Origin of the sequence: Ostreibacterium oceani (genome assembly GCF_009362845.1) — a bacterium.
Lineage (GTDB): Bacteria > Pseudomonadota > Gammaproteobacteria > Cardiobacteriales > Ostreibacteriaceae > Ostreibacterium > Ostreibacterium oceani.
Genome location: NZ_WHNW01000003.1, coordinates 140,887 through 162,890, shown reverse-complemented (window position 1 = coordinate 162,890; position 22,004 = coordinate 140,887). Strand labels below are relative to the sequence as shown.

At 42.6% G+C, this 22,004-nt stretch carries 16 protein-coding genes, 1 tRNA gene, 2 pseudogenes and 1 CRISPR repeat array; of the genes and pseudogenes, 2 read left to right on the top strand and 17 right to left on the bottom strand.

Features of this window, described 5'->3' with window-relative positions; genetic code table 11:
* Nucleotides 1-2: 2 nt before the first annotated feature.
* From bufB to GCU85_RS04075, 12 genes are all read right to left on the bottom strand, one after another.
* Nucleotides 3-875, bottom strand: a complete 873-nt coding sequence (bufB, locus tag GCU85_RS04130) for an MNIO family bufferin maturase (RefSeq protein WP_152809650.1) — start codon at nt 873-875, stop codon at nt 3-5.
* A gap of 257 nt (nt 876-1,132) precedes the next feature.
* Nucleotides 1,133-1,567, bottom strand: a complete 435-nt coding sequence (locus GCU85_RS04125; protein ID WP_152809648.1) for a hypothetical protein — start codon at nt 1,565-1,567, stop codon at nt 1,133-1,135.
* Between the two features lie 400 nt (nt 1,568-1,967).
* The gene (gene bufA2 / locus GCU85_RS04120; protein ID WP_152809645.1) at nt 1,968-2,255 is read right to left on the bottom strand and encodes a BufA2 family periplasmic bufferin-type metallophore; all 288 of its coding nucleotides are present in this window, start codon (nt 2,253-2,255) and stop codon (nt 1,968-1,970) included.
* Nucleotides 2,256-2,338: 83 nt separating this feature from the next.
* The gene (gene bufA2 / locus GCU85_RS04115) at nt 2,339-2,599 is read right to left on the bottom strand and encodes a BufA2 family periplasmic bufferin-type metallophore (protein ID WP_152809644.1); all 261 of its coding nucleotides are present in this window, start codon (nt 2,597-2,599) and stop codon (nt 2,339-2,341) included.
* A 230-nt stretch (nt 2,600-2,829) separates the two neighbouring features.
* Complete coding sequence (cysZ, locus tag GCU85_RS04110; protein WP_152809642.1) at nt 2,830-3,591, bottom strand: sulfate transporter CysZ; 762 nt, start codon at nt 3,589-3,591, stop codon at nt 2,830-2,832.
* A gap of 31 nt (nt 3,592-3,622) precedes the next feature.
* Nucleotides 3,623-4,801 (bottom strand): tRNA pseudouridine(55) synthase TruB, encoded by a 1,179-nt coding sequence (truB, locus tag GCU85_RS04105; protein ID WP_218110527.1) that lies wholly within the window; start codon nt 4,799-4,801, stop codon nt 3,623-3,625.
* Between the two features lie 54 nt (nt 4,802-4,855).
* On the bottom strand, nt 4,856-5,278 hold the full coding sequence (gene rbfA / locus GCU85_RS04100) for a 30S ribosome-binding factor RbfA (RefSeq protein ID WP_152809638.1): 423 nt from the start codon (nt 5,276-5,278) through the stop codon (nt 4,856-4,858).
* Nucleotides 5,279-7,897, bottom strand: coding sequence for a translation initiation factor IF-2 (infB, locus tag GCU85_RS04095; protein ID WP_152809636.1), 2,619 nt, complete (start codon nt 7,895-7,897; stop codon nt 5,279-5,281).
* Nucleotides 7,890-9,395 carry a transcription termination factor NusA gene (gene nusA, locus GCU85_RS04090; protein ID WP_152809634.1) on the bottom strand — a complete coding sequence of 502 codons (1,506 nt, stop codon included), beginning with the start codon at nt 9,393-9,395 and terminating at the stop codon, nt 7,890-7,892. The genes infB and nusA overlap by 8 nt, the downstream gene beginning before the upstream one ends.
* A 101-nt stretch (nt 9,396-9,496) precedes the next feature.
* Nucleotides 9,497-9,982, bottom strand: coding sequence for a ribosome maturation factor RimP (gene rimP, locus GCU85_RS04085; RefSeq protein WP_152809632.1), 486 nt, complete (start codon nt 9,980-9,982; stop codon nt 9,497-9,499).
* Between the two features lie 199 nt (nt 9,983-10,181).
* Nucleotides 10,182-10,258, bottom strand: a tRNA-Met gene (locus GCU85_RS04080).
* A gap of 158 nt (nt 10,259-10,416) precedes the next feature.
* Nucleotides 10,417-10,869, bottom strand: coding sequence for a DUF302 domain-containing protein (locus GCU85_RS04075; RefSeq protein WP_152809630.1), 453 nt, complete (start codon nt 10,867-10,869; stop codon nt 10,417-10,419).
* A 270-nt stretch (nt 10,870-11,139) separates the two neighbouring features.
* Between GCU85_RS04075 and GCU85_RS04070 the strand changes: the two are divergent.
* Together GCU85_RS04070 and GCU85_RS04065 are read left to right on the top strand one after the other, a co-directional pair.
* Nucleotides 11,140-11,417 (top strand): annotated as a pseudogene (locus tag GCU85_RS04070) (type II toxin-antitoxin system RelE/ParE family toxin).
* Nucleotides 11,418-11,442: 25 nt separating this feature from the next.
* Nucleotides 11,443-11,751 carry a HigA family addiction module antitoxin gene (locus GCU85_RS04065; protein ID WP_152809628.1) on the top strand — a complete coding sequence of 103 codons (309 nt, stop codon included), beginning with the start codon at nt 11,443-11,445 and terminating at the stop codon, nt 11,749-11,751.
* Nucleotides 11,752-11,805: 54 nt separating this feature from the next.
* Nucleotides 11,806-14,233: a CRISPR direct-repeat array (repeat unit 28 nt; unit sequence TTTCTAAGCTGCCTGTGCGGCAGTGAAC).
* 130 nt (nt 14,234-14,363) lie between these two features.
* Here the strand turns inward: GCU85_RS04065 and cas6f are convergent.
* From cas6f to cas3f, 5 genes and pseudogenes are all read right to left on the bottom strand, one after another.
* Nucleotides 14,364-14,990 (bottom strand): type I-F CRISPR-associated endoribonuclease Cas6/Csy4, encoded by a 627-nt coding sequence (gene cas6f / locus GCU85_RS04060; protein ID WP_152809625.1) that lies wholly within the window; start codon nt 14,988-14,990, stop codon nt 14,364-14,366.
* A gap of 8 nt (nt 14,991-14,998) precedes the next feature.
* The gene (gene csy3 / locus GCU85_RS04055) at nt 14,999-16,024 is read right to left on the bottom strand and encodes a type I-F CRISPR-associated protein Csy3 (RefSeq protein ID WP_152809623.1); all 1,026 of its coding nucleotides are present in this window, start codon (nt 16,022-16,024) and stop codon (nt 14,999-15,001) included.
* 31 nt (nt 16,025-16,055) lie between these two features.
* Nucleotides 16,056-16,994: a type I-F CRISPR-associated protein Csy2 gene (gene csy2, locus GCU85_RS04050; protein ID WP_152809621.1), complete on the bottom strand. Its 939-nt coding sequence runs from the start codon at nt 16,992-16,994 to the stop codon at nt 16,056-16,058.
* A complete protein-coding gene (gene csy1 / locus GCU85_RS04045; RefSeq protein WP_152809620.1) occupies nt 16,991-18,295 on the bottom strand; it encodes a type I-F CRISPR-associated protein Csy1 in 1,305 nt (434 codons plus the stop codon). Before csy1 ends, csy2 begins: the two co-directional genes overlap by 4 nt.
* A gap of 233 nt (nt 18,296-18,528) precedes the next feature.
* Nucleotides 18,529-21,926: pseudogene (gene cas3f, locus GCU85_RS04040) on the bottom strand (type I-F CRISPR-associated helicase Cas3f).
* Nucleotides 21,927-22,004 lie beyond the last annotated feature (78 nt).

The following is a 22,004-nucleotide window of genomic DNA, read 5'->3' as shown; positions in this document are numbered from 1 at the left end:
TATCACACCAATTGGGCTGCGTGTTTTTTAAGCGCGTCTGCCTGCACAGACCGCGCAAAATCTAACTCTTGGACTAATTCGTCTAGCGGCGGCATATTGTCATCACGCTCGATAATCGTCGACACCTGCCCTAGACACTTGACCGCGTGGGCGTATAAATTCCAGACTTCTTCACGTACAGGCTGGTCATGCGTATCAACAATTAGCTTGCCTGCATAACTATAAGTATGCCCGGCTAAATGATGTTGCCAAACACGATCGGCATTAATTCGAGAGATATACTCAAATGCATCCCACCCGTGATTTTCTGCACTCACAAAGACATTATTAACATCTAGCATCAATAAACAATCACTGCGTTCACACAGCGCGTTCAAATATTCATATTCAGGCAGACAGCTATGCGTAAACGTAGCGTAGGTAGATGGGTTTTCTAATAAAATCTGTCGCCCCAAGTAATCCTGCACACGCTTGACACGTTCAACCACATGCGCCAAAGATTCTTCGGTATAAGGCAAGGGTAGCAAATCGTGTAAATTATGGGCACTGCCGCGCGTCCACGCGAGATGATCAGAAACCCAAGCAGGTTGAACACGATTAATTAATACCTTCAGCCGATCTAAATAATCATAATCAATCTCATGCTCACCCGCAATCGACATCGACACACCGTGCAGCACAATCGGGTAATCTTGGCGTACTTTATCTAGATTGTGTAGCGGCCGACCGCCTTCGACCATAAAGTTCTCAGAAATTGCCTCAAACCACTCAATAGATTTGGGTTTTTCCTCAAAAATCGTCTCATAATATTCGGTGCGTAGTCCGAGACCAAACCCCAGATATGGTTTTTCTTCGTTGTGTTTTTCTTGACTCATATTTTTTGTCCAGTGATATTAACGATTTCCACAAAATCAAACCATGCCCTCTATTTAGCCCTCAACGTGATACCAGATAAAACGCAAAACAGGGTATTAAATACTAACTAGCTAAATCCAATAATGAAAACCATCAGCTACTAATTACTGTAGTCTCTGCTAGTTTCCGCTAATTAAATCTAGTTGACTGTTTTTAAAAAATCAAAAAAGGCCCACCCTAATGACCTTTTTTGATTTCGGTCGTCAGCTTTAAGTGGCTATTTAGCGCCTTTGAATCGACCACCTTTAGCGTCACAATCGCTTTGGCTCATGGGTAACCAGCCTTTGCCTTTGCAGCTATTCATGCCAGCACAACTGTGTGCTTCGGCTTTTGCTTTACAACCAGACTTACCCTTGCAGCTATTGTCTTTTTTGGTTTTGCATGCAGCTTTACCCTTGCAGCTGTTGTCTTTCTTGGCTTTACAAGAATCAGTCCCTTTGCAACTATCTGCAATTGCCGCACCACAAGAGCCTTTGCCTTTGCACGAGTTCGCACCGTGACATTGACCCATGTTATCAGCGCCGTGACTATGCCCATGGCCGTGACCGTGCCCTTTTGCGCTGGCTTGCTCTTGATTAGATGCACAGCCTGCGATTAACATAGACGCCGTAACCGCTAACGCGATACCTGTTTTTTTAGTTTTCAATCCCATCGGGGTTCTCCTATTTTGATTATTACTATTTAACTAGTCTATTCAACTAGCAAGCCAGTCAATTTACCCCATAAATTACGCGTTAAATTGATTGACTAGGTCGGTCATAAACGGCTACTTATAAAGTTTAATCGCAGTCTAATCCCAGTTTAATCCCATACCCAATAGACATATTAACAAAAATCAAACCCTCATTTCATTAACGATATTTAATCCCTTTGCTTTCCATGGCGCCTGCCATGTCGATTGCCATGTCGATTGCCATAGCGGCATTTATGGAGGTATTTATGGAAGCATTTATTATGGGTTGTTAATAAGCGTAATGGGGGGCTTTAAATTAAAAAGGCCACTAATCTAGTGACCTTTTTAATTTAAACATGCTAATAATTATCGCTAATTATTAGTTCATGTTAAAGCCACCCATACGGCCACCGTGGCTTTCACATTCGCTTTGGCTCATTGGCAACCAGCCTTTACCTTTACAAGCGTTTTTGCCTGCACAGCTGCTGCCTTCGGCTTTACAGCTAGACGTGCCTTTACATGAGTTAACGCCGTGGCATTGAACCATACCGTCAGCAGAACCATGCGAGCTTGCATCTGCTTGCTGTTGATTAGATGCACAACCTGCAATTAACATAGACGCGCTAACCGCTAACGCAATACCAGTACCTTTTGTTTTTAGTCCCATTTGGAACCTCCTGTTTATATATTTTTTAAAATTTTTACTACTTTTTACTATTAATCAATCAGATTAACGTAATAGGCCTTGAATTACATGGCTTCGAATTCGCCGCCTTTTTCAGCACACTCAGCTTCAGTAGTCACAATCCAGCCTTTACCTGCACAAGAATTCGTTCCCGCACATGAACCTTCGGCTGTTGCACACGCTGTTTGACCTTTACATTCGTTTGCGCCCATGCACTTGCCTTTGGTTTCATCTGCTTGTGCAGTCGTTGAAACGGCTAGACCAGAAATCATTGCAGCAGCAGAAATAGCGATTGCTAGTGTGGTTTTATTTTTAACTGTTTGCATTTTCATATTCCTCATAATAAATTATCGATAGTTGATACGCCATAAGCAATCTATTTAAAATCGTATCACATACTCATGCTACGTTTTTTTAATACGACTTATTAAAGCGTTCACTCGATTATACGCCATTTAAACCAGGTTAGTTTCATTATGCCGCAAAAAAATGTCGACATTCATCGAATTGTTACGTTGTTGCTTGCCTTATTATTTACTTATCATTTACTTGTTATTTACTTTTTAGTTGCTGCATCGCGTAGACCATCATGCCACCAAACGGTTGCCCCACAAACACAAACAGGCATCGCCAAAAAATTAACCACGGGAATAAACAACATCACATTAGCCGCCAAACCAAACCCCAAACCCTGCCACCGATTTTGTTTTAATACGCGGCGTTGCGTTGCATAAAAATAACCATGATTCGCCATCGGATAATCAATATACTGCAGCGCCAAAATCGACGACATAAAAAGCAACCATAACAAAGGAAACAACCCATTTAGCACAGGAATAAAGAGTAATAACAGCAGTGGCATCGCAACAATCAAAAAACGCAGCAGCTTAAACAGCTCGCTTTGTACCGTGATACGGATTTCTTGCCACAGTGTCATTTCTAAAAAGCTAGCTTGTTGGTTAGTCAATTGCTTTTCAACAGATTTTGCCAACCACGCATTAAATGGCGCCGCCAATACATTGGCAACCGATAAAAACAAAAAATAGGTCACCAACGCCAATGTCACATAAATCAACACAGACAACACAGGATAAGCCCAATCATACAGCCATTGCGTACCCCATACCCAATCTGCTTTTTCACCTAACCAGTGCGCAATCCAGCGGTTTGCAGCCGTCGCCACAAACCAAATTGCCACACTAAAAAACAAGGTATTAATCAGTAGTGGTAGGTAAACAAAACGTCGAATTGATGGCTTAACAATCCATGAGAAACCAGATAACGCATATTTAATGCCTTGGATAAAATCATTAATCATAACAAACAGTTTTTTTAATTATAGCACATGGTTAGATGATGGCATTTTCAGTATTAATCAAACGAAAGCCCTTAAGACAACCCTGTGACAGGCTAGCCAAACCACAAAACTGATTGTCGTGATACAGCCGCACTAACCGCGCAGGGCTTTGATTAGGGTCTTGATTAGGGTCTTGATTAGGGTCTTGATTAGGGTCTTGATTAGGGTCTTGATTAGGGTCTTGATTAGGGTCTTGATTAGGGTCTTGATTAGGGTCTTGATTAGGGTCTTGATTAGGGTCTTGATTAGGGTATTGATTAGGGTATTGATTAGGGTATTGGTCAAGGTGTTTTTCAAGGTCCTGGGCAGATAGCGAGACGACACGCCCCAAACACAATAACGCCCAGGCATTTGCGTCAATCGCCAACGGCGCAAATTGTTGGCACAGGGTGTCCATCGGCAGTAATTGGGCAAATCGCTCGGTATCGTTTTGTTTTTCCAGCTCAGCGAAAGTCATCATCGGCAAAGCCGTTGCCCCTAGCTCGCCAATCTGTGTCCGCCGTAATGTCTGACAATAAGCCGTTGTACCCAAGTCGTTCGCAATGTCAATCACCAAGCTGCGGATATACGTCCCCTTAGACACCGTTGCTCGACCAATCAAACGATTTGGTGGTACAAATTCAATGGATAGCTGCTTGATATTGACTTGGCGTGTTGGCACGTCAAAGTCCACGCCCTGACGTGCTAATTGATAAGCACGAACCCCGTTAATTTTTAGGGCACAATATTTTGGCGGTGTTTGTGTGATGTCGCCGCTAAACTGGCGTTGTACGCGCTTTAGACTGGCCGCGTCAATCGATGGAATTGGGCATTCTTCAATAACCTCGCCGTCGCAGTCTCCTGTCGTGGTTGCGCGGCCTAAAATCGCCGTAAATTCATAGGTTTTATCGGCATCCAACAGCCAGCGTGCGTATTTGTTTGCTTGCCCTAGACAAATCGGCAGCAAGCCCGTGGCAAAGGGATCCAGTGTCCCAGTATGCCCTGCTTTCTTTGCCGCATAAAGTCGCTTAACCTGTTGCAAAGCATGGTTACTAGACAGGTCGGCGGCTTTATCCAAAAGAAAAACACCATCAATCGATTGTCGCGTGGTGTTTTTCTTGTTATTGTTATTGCCGCTGTTATTGCTACTGTTATTGCTGCTATTATTGTTGTTTGTATTATTTTTCGCCATGCCGTATTTCGCCATGCCATATTAGCGTATTTAGAGGGGTTAGCGCGATGTCAGTTACTGATTATCGTTGCCGTTGCCGTTGTTGCCGTTGTTGCCGTTATCTCCGTTATCGCCATCATCGCCATCGTTTTCATCTTTCACCAAATCAGACAACAGCGACTCCATGCGCGCACCATAAGCAATTGACTCATCATATTTAAACGTCATTAGGGGGACGGTTCGAGTCATTAACTGCTGTGCGAGTTGATGCCGAATTTGCCCTTGTTTTTCGTTAAGCAGTGCTACCATGGTTTGTTGTAACGCCTCATCGCCAATCACGGTAAAATGCACCGTTGCGTACTTGAAATCTCGAGACAAATCCAACCCCGTAATCGACACAAAATTGATTTTTTCGTGCCTAATCACATCGGGTAAAATCGCCACTAAATCCCGTCGTATTTGTTCTGCAACACGACGAACTCGTTCATTTGACGCCATTTATAAGGTTTTCTCCATCGCTTTGCGCTCAAAACATTCGATTTGATCGCCAATTTTCACGTCATTGTAATTTTTAACGCCAATGCCGCACTCAGTACCCGATTTAACCTCAGCAACATCGTCTTTGAAACGACGCAAAGACTCTAACTCGCCTTCGTAAATCACTACGTTATCACGCAATACGCGAATCGGGTTATTGCGCTTGACATAGCCATCAATAACAATACAGCCTGCGATTTGTCCGATTTTTGGTGCTTTGAAGACTTCGCGCACCTCGGCGATACCCACAATTTCTTCGCTAAATTCGGTAGACATTTTGCCCAGCATGGCTTGTTTAACGTCTTCGATTGCATCATAGATGACACTGTAATAGCGTAAATCAACGCCTTCTACCTCGGCGAGTTTTTTAGCGCCTGCTTCTGCACGGACGTTAAAACCAATAATAATCGCCTGCGATGCAATCGCCAAATTCACATCCGATTCGGTGATACCACCGACACTCGCACCAACCACCGTCACCGAAATAGCATCAGTCGATAGCTTTAACAACGAATCACGTAACGCCTCTGACGAGCCGTGTACATCGGTTTTAATCATTACATTGACTGATTCAATGGCGTTTTCACCCACATTGGCAAATAAATTTTCCAGTTTGGCCTTTTGTTGACGCGCCAATTTGGCTTCTTTGATTTTGATTTGGCGTTTATTCGCGAGTTCTTTGGCGGTTTTTTCATCCGAAACCACCATCATTTCATCGCCTGCTTGTGGCGCCCCCGACAATCCCAAAATCTCAACGGGGATGGAAGGGCCTGCATTAATAATGGGTTTGCCGTCTTCGTCCGCCATGGCGCGAATGCGACCGTATTCTAGCCCCGACAAGACAAAGTCGCCTTTGTGTAGCTCGCCTTTTTGCACCAAAACCGAGGCAACCACACCACGCCCTTTATCAATGCGTGACTCAATAACAATCCCTTGGGCAGGGCCTTTGTGTGGCGCTTTTAGCTCTAACACTTCGGCTTGTAACAAGATTTTTTCCAACAAATCATCAACGCCTTCGCCCGTGTGCGCCGATACGCTAGTCACCATCACATCACCACCCCAATCTTCGGGAACGATTTCGTGCTGGGTTAGCTCCCCTTTGATTTTTTCTGGATCGGCGTCTGGTTTGTCGATTTTATTGATGGCAATAATAATCGGTGATTTGGCGGCTTTGGCGTGCTGTATTGCTTCGATTGTCTGTGGCATAACACCATCATCTGCGGCAACGACAATCACCACAACATCGGTTACTTTTGCGCCGCGTGCGCGCATTGCGGTAAATGCCGCGTGGCCTGGTGTGTCTAAAAAGGTAACAATGCCGTTTTCCGTCTCGACGTGGTACGACCCAATGTGCTGGGTAATACCACCTGCCTCACCTGCAGTGACACGGGTTTTGCGAATATAGTCTAGCAACGACGTTTTTCCATGGTCGACATGCCCCATGATAGTAACGATTGGCGCACGCGCGCGCACATCTTCCATCTGCGACTGCGCTGCCTCCATCAAGGCTTCTTCAGCCTGATTTTCGTTAATATACTGATAAGCAATCCCCATTTCCTCGAGCAGTAGCGTCGCTGTATCACGGTCTAATACTTGGTTAATTGTCACCATAGAGCCCATTTTCATCATCACCATGATAAGTTCCGAGGCTTTGCGATTCATTTTTTGCGCTAATTCACCAACCGTTAGCGTCTCTGGCAAGGCAACTTCTACCGCGACTTCTTTTTGTGGGCGTTCAAATTTATGTTTATTCTGCAACTCAACTGGCTTAGACGATTTTCTGGTGATTTTGCGCTTTTCTTTTTGATTGATGCGGAATTTACCTTCGCCCATTTGTTCGTTTTTCAACTGACGTTGGTATTCTTCATCCGCTTGTTTTCGCGCTAGCTCGTCTTGCTCTCGGGTTTTTGATGACGCTTTTTCGCGTAATGCTTGTTTGGCAAGCTCTGCCTCAGCATTGGCTTTGGCTTCGGCTTCTAGGTTTTTCAGGCGCTCTGCTTCGGCTTTTGCCTTGGCTTCTGACTCAGCGGCTTTGCGCTTAGCGGCGCCTTCTGTTTTTTCTTTATCCGCGACTTGCTTGCGCTTGGCAGATTCGGCTTTTTCGCGGCGTGCTTCCTGTTCTTTTTCGGTGCGTTTTTTGGTCTCTTCTAACTCTTTTTGACGCTGTGCTTCTTGTGATTCGCGCATTGCATCGGCTTGTTGCAATCGTTTTGCTTCGGCTAATTTTTTGGCGATTTCAGCCGCCGATGGTTTTCTTTCGGTGGTTTTTTTGCTTGTCTCATCAGTGCCTTCTGCGCCTGGTTTAACCACCACTTTTTTCGAGCGCACCTCAACCGAAACCCCGTCTTTTTTGCCGGTTACTGCGATTGTGCTACGCTTTTTCAGCGCAATTTTGGGGCGTGGTTTGTCTGATTTACCATGCAATTGCCTGAGATAAGCCAACAGCTGTTTTTTTTCATCATCAGAAACCATTTGGCTTGCGTCAGTCACAGGTATCCCTGCTTCTTTAAACTGCACCAATAATTTATCTACTTCAATACCGACTTGTGTCGCTAGTGCTTTAACGGTCACTTCACTCATTATCTACCCCCTGCCCTTCGTCACGAAACCACGGTTCGCGTGCACGTATGATTAACTCTGCGGATTCGGCTTCATCAATGCCTGTCATTTCTGACAGCTCATCAACCGATAGCTCAGCCAAATCATCCCATGTATGGATGCCATTTAGCTTCACCTGCAACAACAAATGCTCATCCATGCCCTCGAGTGTTTCAATCGGGTTAGCATCAGAGGCTTCAATCGCCTCTTCACGGCTAATGGCTTGCGTCAACAATACATCACTGGCGCGCGCACGGAGCTCATCCACCGACTCCGTATCAAACGCATCAATTGCGTATAATTCATCAACATCGCCATAAGCGATTTCGTCTAGCGTGGTATACCCATTTTCCACTAGCACCATGCCGATATCTTCATCGACGTCTAGTTGCTCAGCAAACTGTCTTGCGACTCTTTCTTGTTCAGCACCCGTTTTTTCGGCAAACTCCTCTTCGCTCATGACATTTAGCCGCCAGCCCGTCAGCTCACTCGCCAATCGAACATTCTGCCCACCGCGCCCAACGGCCATCGGCAAACGGTCTTCGGCAAACGCCAAATCCATGCTTTGTAGCTCTTCATCAACCACAATCGCTGTTGGTTCAGCGGGGGCGATGGCTTTGATGACAAATTCGGCTGGCGCTTCATCCCAAATGACGATATCAATGCGCTCGCCGCTGAGTTCATTTGTAATATTTTGCACACGCGATGCCCGCATACCGATACACGCACCCGCTGCATCGATTCGCGGATCTTCGCTATAGACGGCAATTTTGGCACGCACGCCTGGGTCACGCGCCGCACCTTTTATTTCAATCGTGCCGCTGGCGATTTCTGGTACTTCAACACGAAAGAGTTCTTTTAATAACTCAGGGGCAACACGACTAAGCACAATCTGATGGCCTCGATTTTCTCGCACTACCCGTTTAATAAAGATGCGTAGCCGCTCGCCTTGGCGTGTGTTTTCACGCGGGATGAGGTCTTCTTTATAAATAATCCCCTCAACGTTGCCACCCAAATCAATGACGACATTGCCACGCTCTAATCGCTTGACCGTGCCGTGCACGACTTGGCCTTCTAAATCAATGTATTCTTCGTAAACTTTTTCACGCTCGGCTTCGCGTACTTTTTGGATGATGACCTGCTTGGCCAAATGCGCACCAATGCGTCCAAACGGCAAGTTTTCGATTTTTTCCTCGACAATTCCGCCAATTTCTGCATTTTCATCAATGGCTTTGGCTTCGGCCAGTGTTAATTCAGCGCTGGGGATTTCAATGTCGTCCTCAGCCAATACCGAATAACAGCGAAACGTTTCGTAATCACCGGTAAACCGATCAATCGCCACCCGAATTTCAATTTCGTCTTCGTATTGTTTTCGCGTTGCTGCTTCTAGGGCAGTCTCTAGCGCGTCAAAAATTACTTCTTCAGATACTGCCTTTTCATTTGAGGCCGCCTCAACAACGTTCAACAAATCTCTGTTCATCTTGGTATTTACTCCTAGTCTAAAACCTAATCAAAAGGCCAATGAAATGCCTATTTATTAAATGCCTATTTAAATGTCTACTCAACAGCCTATTCAACAATCTAATCAAATTCAGGCACCAGTCTGGCTGATTCAATATCATTAAAATGTAGCGCCTGCTCTGCAAGCTGCTCAGAATCTTGCGCTTTGGTCGATTTTTCTACTGCTAAAACAATCCTTTCCTCGGCCACCGATTGAATGCGCCCTTTAAAATTACGCTGACGCTCAATCGGTCGGGTCAGTCGAATCTTGACCTGCTTGCCGATAAATTTTTCAAAATCCGACAAAGAAAACAGCGGCCTATCTAAGCCAGGCGACGATATCTCTAGCGTGTATTTGCTCGCAATCGGATCCTCTACATCTAAAACCGCGCTCACTTGACGATTAACCGCCATGCAATCGTCTAAATTAACCCCGCCTTCTTTATCAATATAAACACGCAATAACGCATTCACCGAATTGGGGTGATAAGCCACACCGACTAATTCATAGCCCAAGTCATTTACGGTCGGGGCTAATAGTGCCGTTAGTTTTTCATTTTTTTGCATGGTTTTATTACGCTACTGGTCTTTTCAATGGTTTTTTAATTTACTGGCTGTCTGATTTACTATTTAACTATCAATATGTAACTATCAACACGCTAACAAAGGTGCAATAACACGCAATAACAGCAGAATCACACCAACACCACCGTGTAGAAACAAAAAAAAGGCCTATCAAGAGGCCTTTTTATAATTATTATTTAATTGGTAGCGGGGGCAGGATTTGAACCTACGACCTTCGGGTTATGAGCCCGACGAGCTACCAGACTGCTCCACCCCGCGTCAAGTGCGACTATAGTAACAACCTTACGATGAATTAGCAAGGGCTAAGCTGAATAAATTTCTCAAACCACCGAATTCAGCTTAAATCCCACTTCATTCAGCCGTGTTTAACCAATCATGTTAGCCGCTATCGAACTAACCGCCACCGAACTAATGATTTATTTATCGCCAGCCGTTGCCGCCGCTGCAAATGCTGCCAACGCGCCTTTTACCTTGGTAATCACTGCATCACAGCCTTTGATATTATGGCGCTGTTTTAAATAGTCAACATCGTTGTACCCTAGCCAGACTTTACCTGCGTCGTCTTGCCAGATCAAGGCTTTTTGTGGCAAATCAATGGCAACGGCTTGCGCGCACTGCATTAACGGACTGCCTACCTTGGGGTTGCCGAAAATAACCAACCGTGTCTCGCGCAATTCGATACCCACTTTATTGGCGGCTTGTGCATGATTGACTTGCGACACGACCGTCATTCCCTTAGCCTCTAGCACCTCAACCAAACGCTCTGCTGTCGTATTGACATCAAATTGACTTTCGACGGCCACTAGTCCCTCGCTGGCGTGGCTCCACTGCATTACCCATATTCCAATAAAAAAAATCACTTTTTTCATACTGCCTCCGATTAACGATAAAATATCGCCCCCATTATTACCCAAACACCCCATTTCAGCAAGTAAGTTATTGTCATTTATGCACAAATTAGTCGGGGCTCGCCATGCGCTGGCGCGCGATAGCGCTTGGTATGGCAAGGTGGACAAACCAAATACAAACATACCCAAACACAAACATCCCCCATGACATCATCATCGTATTACTCCGAGCACGCGAATTTGCTTATTTTTATACTGCGTATCGAATATCGGTACGATATAATAGGTGCTATGATAAAAACAATAAAGCATAAAGGCCTGAAAAAGTTGTTTACAAAAAATGATAGCAGCGGCGTACAGCCCGCGCATATCGCAAGATTGAGACTGCTCCTGTCGCGCTTGGACGATGCCAATGTGATTAATGACTGGACTTTTCGGGTGCAAATTTGCATCCGCTTAAAGATGATTTTAAAGGGCATTGGAGCGTTAAAGTGAGTGGCAACTGGCGGATGACATTTGCCTTTGAAAATGGCGATGCTTATATCGTCGATTATCAAGATTATCATTAACAAGCAATTGAAGAGGAAAAGTATTATGCGTATGTACAATCCGCCCCACCCTGGCGAAGTGCTAAAGGGGTTATATCTAGACGAATTGGGGCTAAGCATCACCGATGCCGCCACAGCACTCGGTATGACGCGCGCTGCGTTGTCTGAAATTATCCACGGCAAACGTGGCATCACACCCAAAACCGCGATAAAGTTAGCAACGGCGTTTGGTGGTAGTGCCGAGTCGTGGCTACGTGGACAAATGAAGTATGACCTATGGCAAGCCGAGCAAATATACGGCGGCGAGGATGTTAAAAAATTGGTCGAGCAACGACCCGATGCGTCGTTAAAGTGATTCATGGTTTAATTCCCCCCCTGTCCAGTTGTCATCGATGACAAATTGTATTTGTTTCTAAGCTGCCTGTGCGGCAGTGAACCGAGATTATTTGCGACGTAAGCAAGTTACGATTTTCTAAGCTGCCTGTGCGGCAGTGAACCGAGCTGGTTGTTGCGATTTTTAGCGGTGATTTTTCTAAGCTGCCTGTGCGGCAGTGAACTATTCGCGTATAGAGACGAAATGCGCGAAAAATTTCTAAGCTGCCTGTGCGGCAGTGAACATAATATCAAAGCCATTTTCTTTAGCTTTAGCTTTCTAAGCTGCCTGTGCGGCAGTGAACTCCGCACATAGTCCATCCATCGTAATGAATAATTTCTAAGCTGCCTGTGCGGCAGTGAACAGATAGGTGTTTCCATCACTAAATGACTGAGCTTTCTAAGCTGCCTGTGCGGCAGTGAACTCCGAGGGGCTAGATTGGGATATAACGTACAATTTCTAAGCTGCCTGTGCGGCAGTGAACTTGCCTACAACATCCCGATAAACGAACAGCGATTTCTAAGCTGCCTGTGCGGCAGTGAACTGTAGCGCCAAACTTTACACCCCAATTAAACATTTCTAAGCTGCCTGTGCGGCAGTGAACAGCGTCAATGCCTCCGTGTGGGAACGGTTTAATTTCTAAGCTGCCTGTGCGGCAGTGAACTTCAGACGATATTATCGAGGAAACTTGTATTTTTTCTAAGCTGCCTGTGCGGCAGTGAACGAAGAGGCCTTATTGCTATCGCTGTTTCGCGATTTCTAAGCTGCCTGTGCGGCAGTGAACCCATTGCCTGAGTATGAATATTACACAGATGATTTCTAAGCTGCCTGTGCGGCAGTGAACCTAGGAAAAAGTTAAAATGTTTTAGTTTTTTATTTCTAAGCTGCCTGTGCGGCAGTGAACTTCCATTATTAAGTTGCGGAATATGATTATAATTTCTAAGCTGCCTGTGCGGCAGTGAACCATCCAATAGCCCGTCGTCAACCTCTCGGATATTTCTAAGCTGCCTGTGCGGCAGTGAACTAGCGCAATCTGACGAACATTTATTGTTCACGTTTCTAAGCTGCCTGTGCGGCAGTGAACCATGCCCTCCGTTGCAAGCGCTATCTCTTCTCTTTCTAAGCTGCCTGTGCGGCAGTGAACGAGAATCAATGAAAGACGATGGCATTTTTACATTTCTAAGCTGCCTGTGCGGCAGTGAACAAGTCATTATCTATTCCTCATGTTCGTTTATCTTTCTAAGCTGCCTGTGCGGCAGTGAACGGTGTTAGCAATATTGCTAAAGTCTATCCATATTTCTAAGCTGCCTGTGCGGCAGTGAACAACTTAGATAAGTACTCAGAAAGCTCATCAAATTTCTAAGCTGCCTGTGCGGCAGTGAACATAAGTTATTTATTATATACTTGTGAACTTCATTTCTAAGCTGCCTGTGCGGCAGTGAACTTTACGACAACAACGACCTTATCCATTACGATTTTCTAAGCTGCCTGTGCGGCAGTGAACTTGGGCTTTGGTTTTTATTCAGAATGATATGGTTTCTAAGCTGCCTGTGCGGCAGTGAACTGTTGTCCTTTCTCATTTGACACCGCGCCAAATTTCTAAGCTGCCTGTGCGGCAGTGAACAACGTGCCGCTTAACAAAGAGGCTAGGCGGCTTTTCTAAGCTGCCTGTGCGGCAGTGAACCAAAGTCGGTGAAAAGGCGGTTGCAAAGCTGATTTCTAAGCTGCCTGTGCGGCAGTGAACAACTAAAAGAGTGCAATGGTAACGATGACTTATTTCTAAGCTGCCTGTGCGGCAGTGAACTAGACAAAATAAAACAAGCATTTGATTATGATTTTCTAAGCTGCCTGTGCGGCAGTGAACAAATATAAGCTATATATATGTTATACGTTCTATTTCTAAGCTGCCTGTGCGGCAGTGAACATATAAGCCCACTCGCTATCTGTTATGTGCTTTTTCTAAGCTGCCTGTGCGGCAGTGAACGCACACTAATCAATACAGCATACAAAGTGTTTTTTCTAAGCTGCCTGTGCGGCAGTGAACGAGGATATGACTGTGCAATGCTGTTTAGTTGGTTTCTAAGCTGCCTGTGCGGCAGTGAACACTTAGCAACAGGATACGACACTCCCAGCGGTTTTCTAAGCTGCCTGTGCGGCAGTGAACGTCTCTATGTCCGACAACGTGTGCAATATCGTTTTCTAAGCTGCCTGTGCGGCAGTGAACGTCATACGTGAAAAACTGACTAACCTATCAGCTTTCTAAGCTGCCTGTGCGGCAGTGAACGATAGCAACGACTTATCACGATTTGCGTACTGTTTCTAAGCTGCCTGTGCGGCAGTGAACATTAACCCCGCGGCCGATGAATTGTGGCAGATTTTCTAAGCTGCCTGTGCGGCAGTGAACTGCAGGGGTGCGTTGATGAGCAGGTCAGTGATTTTCTAAGCTGCCTGTGCGGCAGTGAACAGTAACATAATAACCCAAAAGACTTGATTAACAAAACTTTTCGGGGTATTGATAAAAAATAACCAATATTTTTAATGAAAATATTGGTTATTGATTTTATTGACTATTTTTTAAAGAGCATAATAATTGGTTAAAACCAAGGCACCGTTGCCGTTTTGGATAGACCGTAGCAGTCAAATATCCCTTGTTGAGGTGCTGCCGATTCTACTTTTTCAATAAACAACTTAAATCTAGGCTTGTGCTTATCAGCTACACTAGATTGACTTTCTATATGTACAAAGGGCAACTTTTCTTCATTAAACGAATGTTTCTTTTCTAGCATTTGCAAGGTCTTGTCAAAGTCGAGGTTAAATTTATTCGAAAGGTGCTTGGCCTTTTTATGAAGCGACTGCTCAAGCCTTTTTTTGCCTTTCACCCTTTTTTTCCTAAAACCAACATAAGAAACCGAATTTGGCACTGCTGTTATTGAAGCAACTTGCACATAATCGCGTAATCTATTTAGCCATTTTTGTATATCCAAATTAGCCAATATGGCTTCAGATTCAGCAAACAAACGCAGTTTACTACCTAAAGGGAAAGCCTTGTCATTGGAATCACCGGATTGATACCCCGGAATTGACAGCGCGACAGCCGATTGGTTTTCTCCTATCTTATTATCCACCAAAGCAATATGTATCTGCTGGAAAACTTTATACCAAAGGAAACCAAGATTTGCTTCTGCATCTGGCAATAGGGTGATTTCTAGATAATATTTCATAGACACCTCTATTTATCACTCTCTCCAAAGACACCACCACGCACCAGTGTTGCCATCACATAATGCTCATCTTCGATTCGATTTAGCTTTTCCCCACGCGCCCAGACATCAAAATAAGTATAAAAATCTTGTTTGTCAGCAGGTGTTCGATATGCTTTACCTAAATTAGTGACAGCACCATATGGCTCTATTGCAATAGGCCCTGCACTTGTTTCTGGATTCGTGAAATCTGGGTACCATGTATCAATCGTTCGGAGTGCATTACCAATTTTTTGAGAATGCATGGCCGCAATACCCTTGACATCATATAGGATTTTACTTTTTTCACCTCTACCTTTATCTAGCACTAACTCTTCACTCGGGTAAACTTCTTGCGACTTACCAACCTTGGCAAAACAATTAATATCCAGCATTAAAAAATCATCTTTGCTTGCTAATGCTTCCGCAATATAGTTTGCTAGCTCATTAATGGAGTCATCATCATAATCAAAATGCCGAGTAGGGTATTCTGTAGCGTTAAACATATATGATTTATTAACCTGCCTGTTTTGAGCATTCACATGTACTTCAATCATTTCTGCACCGACACGATTACGCCATAAAAAACGGGCATTGGCAATATTAGCAGCGTAACGACGCGCTAATTCTACAAAACCGTGATTGCCTATATAAGCATTTGCGGCAGCGCTATAACTTTGTTTGAATAATGCATTGTTACAAGCAGATGGTTTGGCAATACCACCTAAAACCTTAACAGTAAACTTTAGGTTTAGCGTATCTTGCTCCATACCTAGATTACAAGAATCAACTCGTTGTAAATTGGGCTTTTCTACCTCTGCATTGAGTTTAGCTGGGTCGTTTTTGACTGCACTTTTCAGCCGATTCGAAATAGTGCCTCTAACAGATTTTTCCTGTAATGTTAATGGGGATATTTGTTCACGATTTTCCCAAGTAGTACCATACAAAAAAGCATCACTAGACACCAATTTCTTTTCAAATGCCAGTACAGATGCAATATTTTCTTTTTTAGCCATAATAACTCTCCTCTAACTTGATTAATAAAAATTAAAATTCTGATTCTGATGAATACTTTGTTTTTTGAGTAGTTTGTGCCTTTTGTTGGCACAAATATAAATCACCATCAGTGCTATAGCGCCATAGCATATCTTCTACAAATCGTATGCGGTGTGGCATTCTAAATTCACCTAATGTAACAATACATTCCGCAAATCGATGCGAGGTATCCGAGTCTCGTTGATTTTTTGCTTCACCCAACTCGCTAATACCATGAAATCCTGTAGCAATTGGAACTATCCATCCTGCAGGTTTATTATCCAGCGATTTACGATGACTAGACCAAGTAACATTGCCTTCATCATCTATATCGCAGCAATGATGAATCGCTAAATACTCTATCAAGGCATCTAATGCATCCGCACCCTTTTCCATGGCATCTATCATGAGATCGCGTCGCTCAAATATGGCATAACCAGGCATCAGTAAACGTCGAAAATCCCTCAAACTTTTTTCATCATCCTCTTGCGTATTTATACAAAATGGGGGTTGAAAGCCATTGATATCACCTCCGGCAATTTTCATCTGTGAATGCAACAAATGGTCAATGTTATCTAATAATTTTTCACGCTCGTCTATTGTTATGTTATCGTACTGAATAACTAAACTTGCCTCGATATCGCATCTAGCCTCCTCAATAAATGGTGATCTGGCGCCCGTCTTATCCAATGGGTTAGCTGTACCAATTATTGAATGCACAAAGTCGCCTTCTCCTTTATAAGTTTGTAATTCCATATCATGGCAAACAACTCCAACCGCTAAAAAGTTAGCAGGCACACCTCTTTCGCACAACTTCCTTTGCATTGCATGCACCGCACCCAACCAAGCAGTCATTGCCGGAAAACCAATAGTAAACGGGCTCGATAGCGCATTGGCATTATGGATTTTAATATGTGGAATAATTAATAGCTTTTTAACTTCCCCTATCATCGTAATGCCTCTCTATTTGAAAACACTTTTTTGTGCATATGTTTATATTCTTCATCACTAAGCTTAATAGCATTTTTACCTAGTACCTTTTCATATCCATGAAATAAAAATTTTGCAATTGAATCTTCTATTTCAACGAGCCAGTCATCCATTTTTTCGCGCTGCTCAGAATATTCCAGTTGGTCACATAACCAAATTTTTTGCACTAAAGGTAATTGATTTTCATTAGTGCTGAATTGCTCTGTAGCCACACTACGAATCTGCCACATTTTTTCAATAATATGATCAATTATGCTTTGATAATACTCATCTCGCATATCACGGATAAGCTTGTTATTATTTTCACGACTATACAACTTATGTAACTGGTAGAACTGATTTTTGCATTGAAAATAATGCACAGTCTGACGAAAAAAGTCAGTCTGAGGAAAATGAATGTCACGTTGTTTTAATTTAGGAGGCACTGACATAAACATATGGGCTTTACCTCCATTTTTATTATTTAACACACTAATGTTTTGCGGTTTTGTCCCACCGTAACCAATTGTCGTTAGATTGTAGATTTCTTTAAATCCAGGGTGTTTTTGGTTCATTCTCTTGCTTTCCCTAGCAAATTTTATTTCATCACCAAACCGCATTGCATCTAGACGATTCCTTAATTCAAATAAAATACCTGAGGCCGTTAAAATTGATAGTTGATGATAGGATTCTGCATTATATGATTTATTCTCCGACCAATCTTTCTCAATCGGAAAAAACACTTGTTTTATTTTAGAGCTAGTTACTATTTCACTACCTACTGACACCATTTCTAGAAAATCTTTTTTAAGTGCTAAATAATTTAACTCCTCATTAACATTTGATAAAGTGAGCAACTTTACGGCTAATTCAGTATCTTTTTCAATATGCTCAATTAAACTCATACCGTCATTCATTTTAAGCGTCAAAAATTTGTACACATCCAATGCGGCAGCATTACCTAAAGCATCTAGCTCTACTGTTACATTCCCACTTCTTAGAAACCCATCATTAGAACGTTTACTATTGGCAATTACAGAAGTTGCATAGCCATTTTTATTTTTGCGAGAACTGGGATGGCTAAATGTACATGGGTGAGAGCTCATCGACATTTGCCCTGCTCTTTTAGCCGCATTTGGTAGCCAATGCTGCAACGTAAAAATAGTCTCACATTCCAACTCTTTTTCTGTTATTTCTTCTTCGTTCATAGACGAACTGATATTCTTTTTTAGCCATGCATCTTTTCTGTCATCAAGAAAAGTCGTTATTGCATCATCAATCATAATTTACTCCTCTTTCTCATTAGAATAAGCACATATTAACACAGCCCACCCATTTTATCAAAACCTAATTAGTTTTACTATAATTTAGCATTAAAAGCGATGCAAGATTACTAAGTTTCAAAGTTTGCGCTATAATATAAAAACTGCCGCATAGGCAGCTTAGAAATAATTTGTCTACCTATAGATATCCACTGCCGCATAGGCAGCTTATTTAATCAAATGAATCATGATTTTTACAGTTTAAACAACCCCAGTTGGTCGTTATAGCCATATTTATTTCCTTCATAAAAATAAAAATTTAACTCGCCATAGCGCAGTGAAATCAAACTTTGATTAAGCTCCTTTTGGTCAGCTAAATTTAAACAACATTGATCATAATCACGCATTAACCATAACCTACTTTTGCTCGTTCACTTAATTCAACACGCTGAATACTTAACAAATTCTCACGCTCAACTGGATAGCCTTGATTATCTTTTTCGCAAAATTGACTGACTTGTTGCGATTCATTGAAAACTAAAAATATTTTCAAGCTCGGCTGCCCTTTCCTAAATGGAGAAAGAGCTTGTGGCAGCGCACATAAAAACCAATGATGATTTAACCATCCTTGCAAGGTCGCTGGGCTTATTTGTGCACCCTGACCGCTCATCTTGTAATTTGCCAACCAAAACCAAGTTGCTGCATGTTCTAACTCAACCAAACTATCTGCCCGATTAATTGAACGCAAATAATTAATATTTAAATGAGACAAACATTGAATTCTCGGAACCGCATCTAACCTTTCATAGATGGCGTCCACATCGACTAATTGCCTTAAATCGTGACTCTTAAGTCTGATAAAGTCTTCAAATCCTGGTCTACTAAATACGACTGCATTTTCATCATGATAATTTTTAACACCTTTCAAGTTATATTGCAATAATGCCACATTAGCTTGGTTAACCTCGCCTTGCCTATGACGGCGAACTCGACCAGCTAATTGAATTATAGAGCGATAAGATGATGGTTCAATCACCGCCCAATCGAAATCATGATCACGCCCAACCTCTTCAACTGGTGTAGCTACCAATATAAAAACAACATTTTTTATATTCGATTTTTTTTTAGCCGTGTTTAAATGCGCCCGTACAATCGGATTATTTAATGCCTCTGGAGGATTTCTTTCCTCTTCTTTTCTGGTTAATACCTGATCCAGATGCCACTCTTGTACTGAACGCATCAATAGCACTTGCTGACTGTGATAGGCCATAACTCTTATTTCTGTATCATCTGGCCAATCTATTCCTAATAAATATTTAGTCAGCTCAATGCAAGGAGGGATATTAGCGACACGAACCACACCAAAAGAAACTTTAAGATTAGTCATTTTATCAGTAAAATTATGTGCTTCATGCAAATTCAATATACTTTTCACGACCACATTGAAATAAGCCGATTGCTTACTTTCTAGTACTTCCTTATCTTTATGATTTTGATTCTTATATTGATCAATTATCATGTGGCAATCCGAAATAATTGCTTTTCGTTTCGCTGGTTGTCGCTTTAATTCATTTACTCTTTTATCAATAAACTTAGTGTGCTGAGGTCTATAGCTCTCTAAAACTGACTTCGACACATCCATTTCGTCATTACTAAAAACTTGGGTGCTGAATTCATCTATCCATGCGCAACCAATTGTTGGGTTAGCTGTACGGCTTTTACAATACAACGCCCAACCATCTCGATAAGCTTTGAAGTACCCTTCGGCTAGAAATGGTGGTATTGTTGCCGATGATATCATTACTTTTCGCCCCAGCATGCCTGCTAAATGAATGAGACGGCCAATAGCAATTAAGTCATCGCCAGTAAAATCATCAATTTCGTCTATCACTAAATCAGAAGACATAAGTCGTAACGTCGGTAGAATATAACGTCCACCTCGCTTTGTCTCTGTGGCAGCCATTAAATGATCGATTGTCGCGACAAGCACTGGCGCATATAAAAATTTTTTATCTCGATTGCAAGTTAACACTGTGCTCAAGCCATCCTCTGGTATTGCACACTCGAAATCAATTTCTTCTTCTAACAAAGCCTCTTGTGACAATGACCCACTGTTTTCATAGCTATTTTCCTCGCTGTCGATCTCGATTTGTTTATGCAGCTCCATAACTGCACGAGAGCCAATTAACACAGCAAGCTCACTATTATCTAATCCCACACGTTGACGATACTCATCTCCTGTTTGCAAAGTCAAAGTACGCAATCCAAGCGCCAAAATATAACGCAGACTTTCTGAATCATGCGAGAGAATTCGCATGATTTTAGCGTTAGCAAAGGTCTTCCCACAGCCTGTACTCGCCATATTAACAGCAAAAAAACCATATTTTAAATCGTCTTTTTTGAAATTTTCTTTTTGCCAAGAATTGATTTTCTCAACCGCTACATCTTGCCATCTAAATTGAGACGGACTTCGTGCTTTCAAATTGTTAAGGTCTTCAGCGCAAGGTGGTTCTTTCTCAAATGATGGAAGCAAATGTGCAGTATTCAATGCATGTTTGGCAACGCCAACTAGATGTTCGTCCAACTTTTGCTTCAGTGTATTAGTCGAACGATCTGTATTCGCGAATAAACCTGATTGTCCCTGCCATTTTTGATGTGCATCCTGCGAAGAGTAATAATGGTCTCCTAGCATCAAACAAAGCCTAGCATGATTTAAAACAATGCGATAACTCCCATCTTGAATAGTATTTTCGGCTTGTTTCTGGCAATCTAATAAACGTACGGACCATTTTTTCACCTGCTTCATCCATGGCTTAGAATTTACTAGCAAGCCCTTTGGTAAATCGAAACATGCCGCTATTCGTTCATTGTACTCAGTTTCATCAAAACGGTTCTCATACCCCCAATTTAGTGAGATTCGAGCAAGCATAATATCTAAGGTCTCTGCTCCTTCTGAAATATAATCATTCCAACGGTCATTAGCCGGTAACGGCAATCTATGATGCGACACGATCAACCATGCAACTAACTTTGCTGTAGGGGGTAAATTACTAAATGGATTGGATTCATTTCTCTTAATATATTGTTTAAGCAATTTTTCATCTATATCTCCCGATTTTAATTTCAGCAACCATTCCTCGTCTGTTTGAGTTTTTGTTGCCTGAACTAGTGCTTTTAACAACAATATTGAAATCCATTCATGTCGTATTGGATCCCCTTTGAATTTCTGTTTATTTTTTGGACTTAATTTCTGTTGGAACAACGCGGTTGCTTTACCCCAATCATGCAGCAATGCCGCCAAAGCTACTAATGATTTGATTAGTGGTAGATAATGCCAATCACTTTCAATCTGAGATTTTAACAAATTACGCTGCGTCCTATTCACCGGCACCATCCCCTCACTATTAAATTTTCGTTTATTTCCAACCACCCAGAGTAATTCTGTCCGTACTCTACCGCGTATCCAGTGGCAACTGACTGCCGTGCTTTTACTGGCGGTTTTGCGAAGCAATTTCTTGACTGCGGCTAACCCTTCTTGCGTGATGACGGTTTGCCACACGTTGTCCCCGATACGATTGGCAAAGGCATCTAATACACGGCGTGTGCGCTTGAGTGCGTTTTTTTCGCATTGCGAGACAAAGGTAACCATCATTTTTTAAGTCCAATCTTTTTTCATTTCTTCATCTTAACAAAGGTGACTGACAAAACATGTCAGTTAAGAAAAAATATT

What these genes read in the sequence shown, in the direction of transcription:
- bufA2 (WP_152809644.1), bottom strand. Translation starts at nt 2,599, where the DNA reads ATGCAAACAGTTAAAAATAAAACCACACTAGCAATCGCTATTTCTGCT.
- csy1 (WP_152809620.1), bottom strand. Translation starts at nt 18,295, where the DNA reads ATGATTGATGATGCAATAACGACTTTTCTTGATGACAGAAAAGATGCA.
- truB (WP_218110527.1), bottom strand. Translation starts at nt 4,801, where the DNA reads ATGGCGAAAAATAATACAAACAACAATAATAGCAGCAATAACAGTAGC.
- GCU85_RS04075 (WP_152809630.1), bottom strand. Translation starts at nt 10,869, where the DNA reads ATGAAAAAAGTGATTTTTTTTATTGGAATATGGGTAATGCAGTGGAGC.
- bufA2 (WP_152809645.1), bottom strand. Translation starts at nt 2,255, where the DNA reads ATGGGACTAAAAACAAAAGGTACTGGTATTGCGTTAGCGGTTAGCGCG.
- cas6f (WP_152809625.1), bottom strand. Translation starts at nt 14,990, where the DNA reads ATGAAATATTATCTAGAAATCACCCTATTGCCAGATGCAGAAGCAAAT.
- GCU85_RS04125 (WP_152809648.1), bottom strand. Translation starts at nt 1,567, where the DNA reads ATGGGATTGAAAACTAAAAAAACAGGTATCGCGTTAGCGGTTACGGCG.
- rimP (WP_152809632.1), bottom strand. Translation starts at nt 9,982, where the DNA reads ATGCAAAAAAATGAAAAACTAACGGCACTATTAGCCCCGACCGTAAAT.
- infB (WP_152809636.1), bottom strand. Translation starts at nt 7,897, where the DNA reads ATGAGTGAAGTGACCGTTAAAGCACTAGCGACACAAGTCGGTATTGAA.
- csy3 (WP_152809623.1), bottom strand. Translation starts at nt 16,024, where the DNA reads ATGGCTAAAAAAGAAAATATTGCATCTGTACTGGCATTTGAAAAGAAA.
- bufB (WP_152809650.1), bottom strand. Translation starts at nt 875, where the DNA reads ATGAGTCAAGAAAAACACAACGAAGAAAAACCATATCTGGGGTTTGGT.
- csy2 (WP_152809621.1), bottom strand. Translation starts at nt 16,994, where the DNA reads ATGATAGGGGAAGTTAAAAAGCTATTAATTATTCCACATATTAAAATC.
- nusA (WP_152809634.1), bottom strand. Translation starts at nt 9,395, where the DNA reads ATGAACAGAGATTTGTTGAACGTTGTTGAGGCGGCCTCAAATGAAAAG.
- rbfA (WP_152809638.1), bottom strand. Translation starts at nt 5,278, where the DNA reads ATGGCGTCAAATGAACGAGTTCGTCGTGTTGCAGAACAAATACGACGG.
- GCU85_RS04065 (WP_152809628.1), top strand. Translation starts at nt 11,443, where the DNA reads ATGCGTATGTACAATCCGCCCCACCCTGGCGAAGTGCTAAAGGGGTTA.
- cysZ (WP_152809642.1), bottom strand. Translation starts at nt 3,591, where the DNA reads ATGATTAATGATTTTATCCAAGGCATTAAATATGCGTTATCTGGTTTC.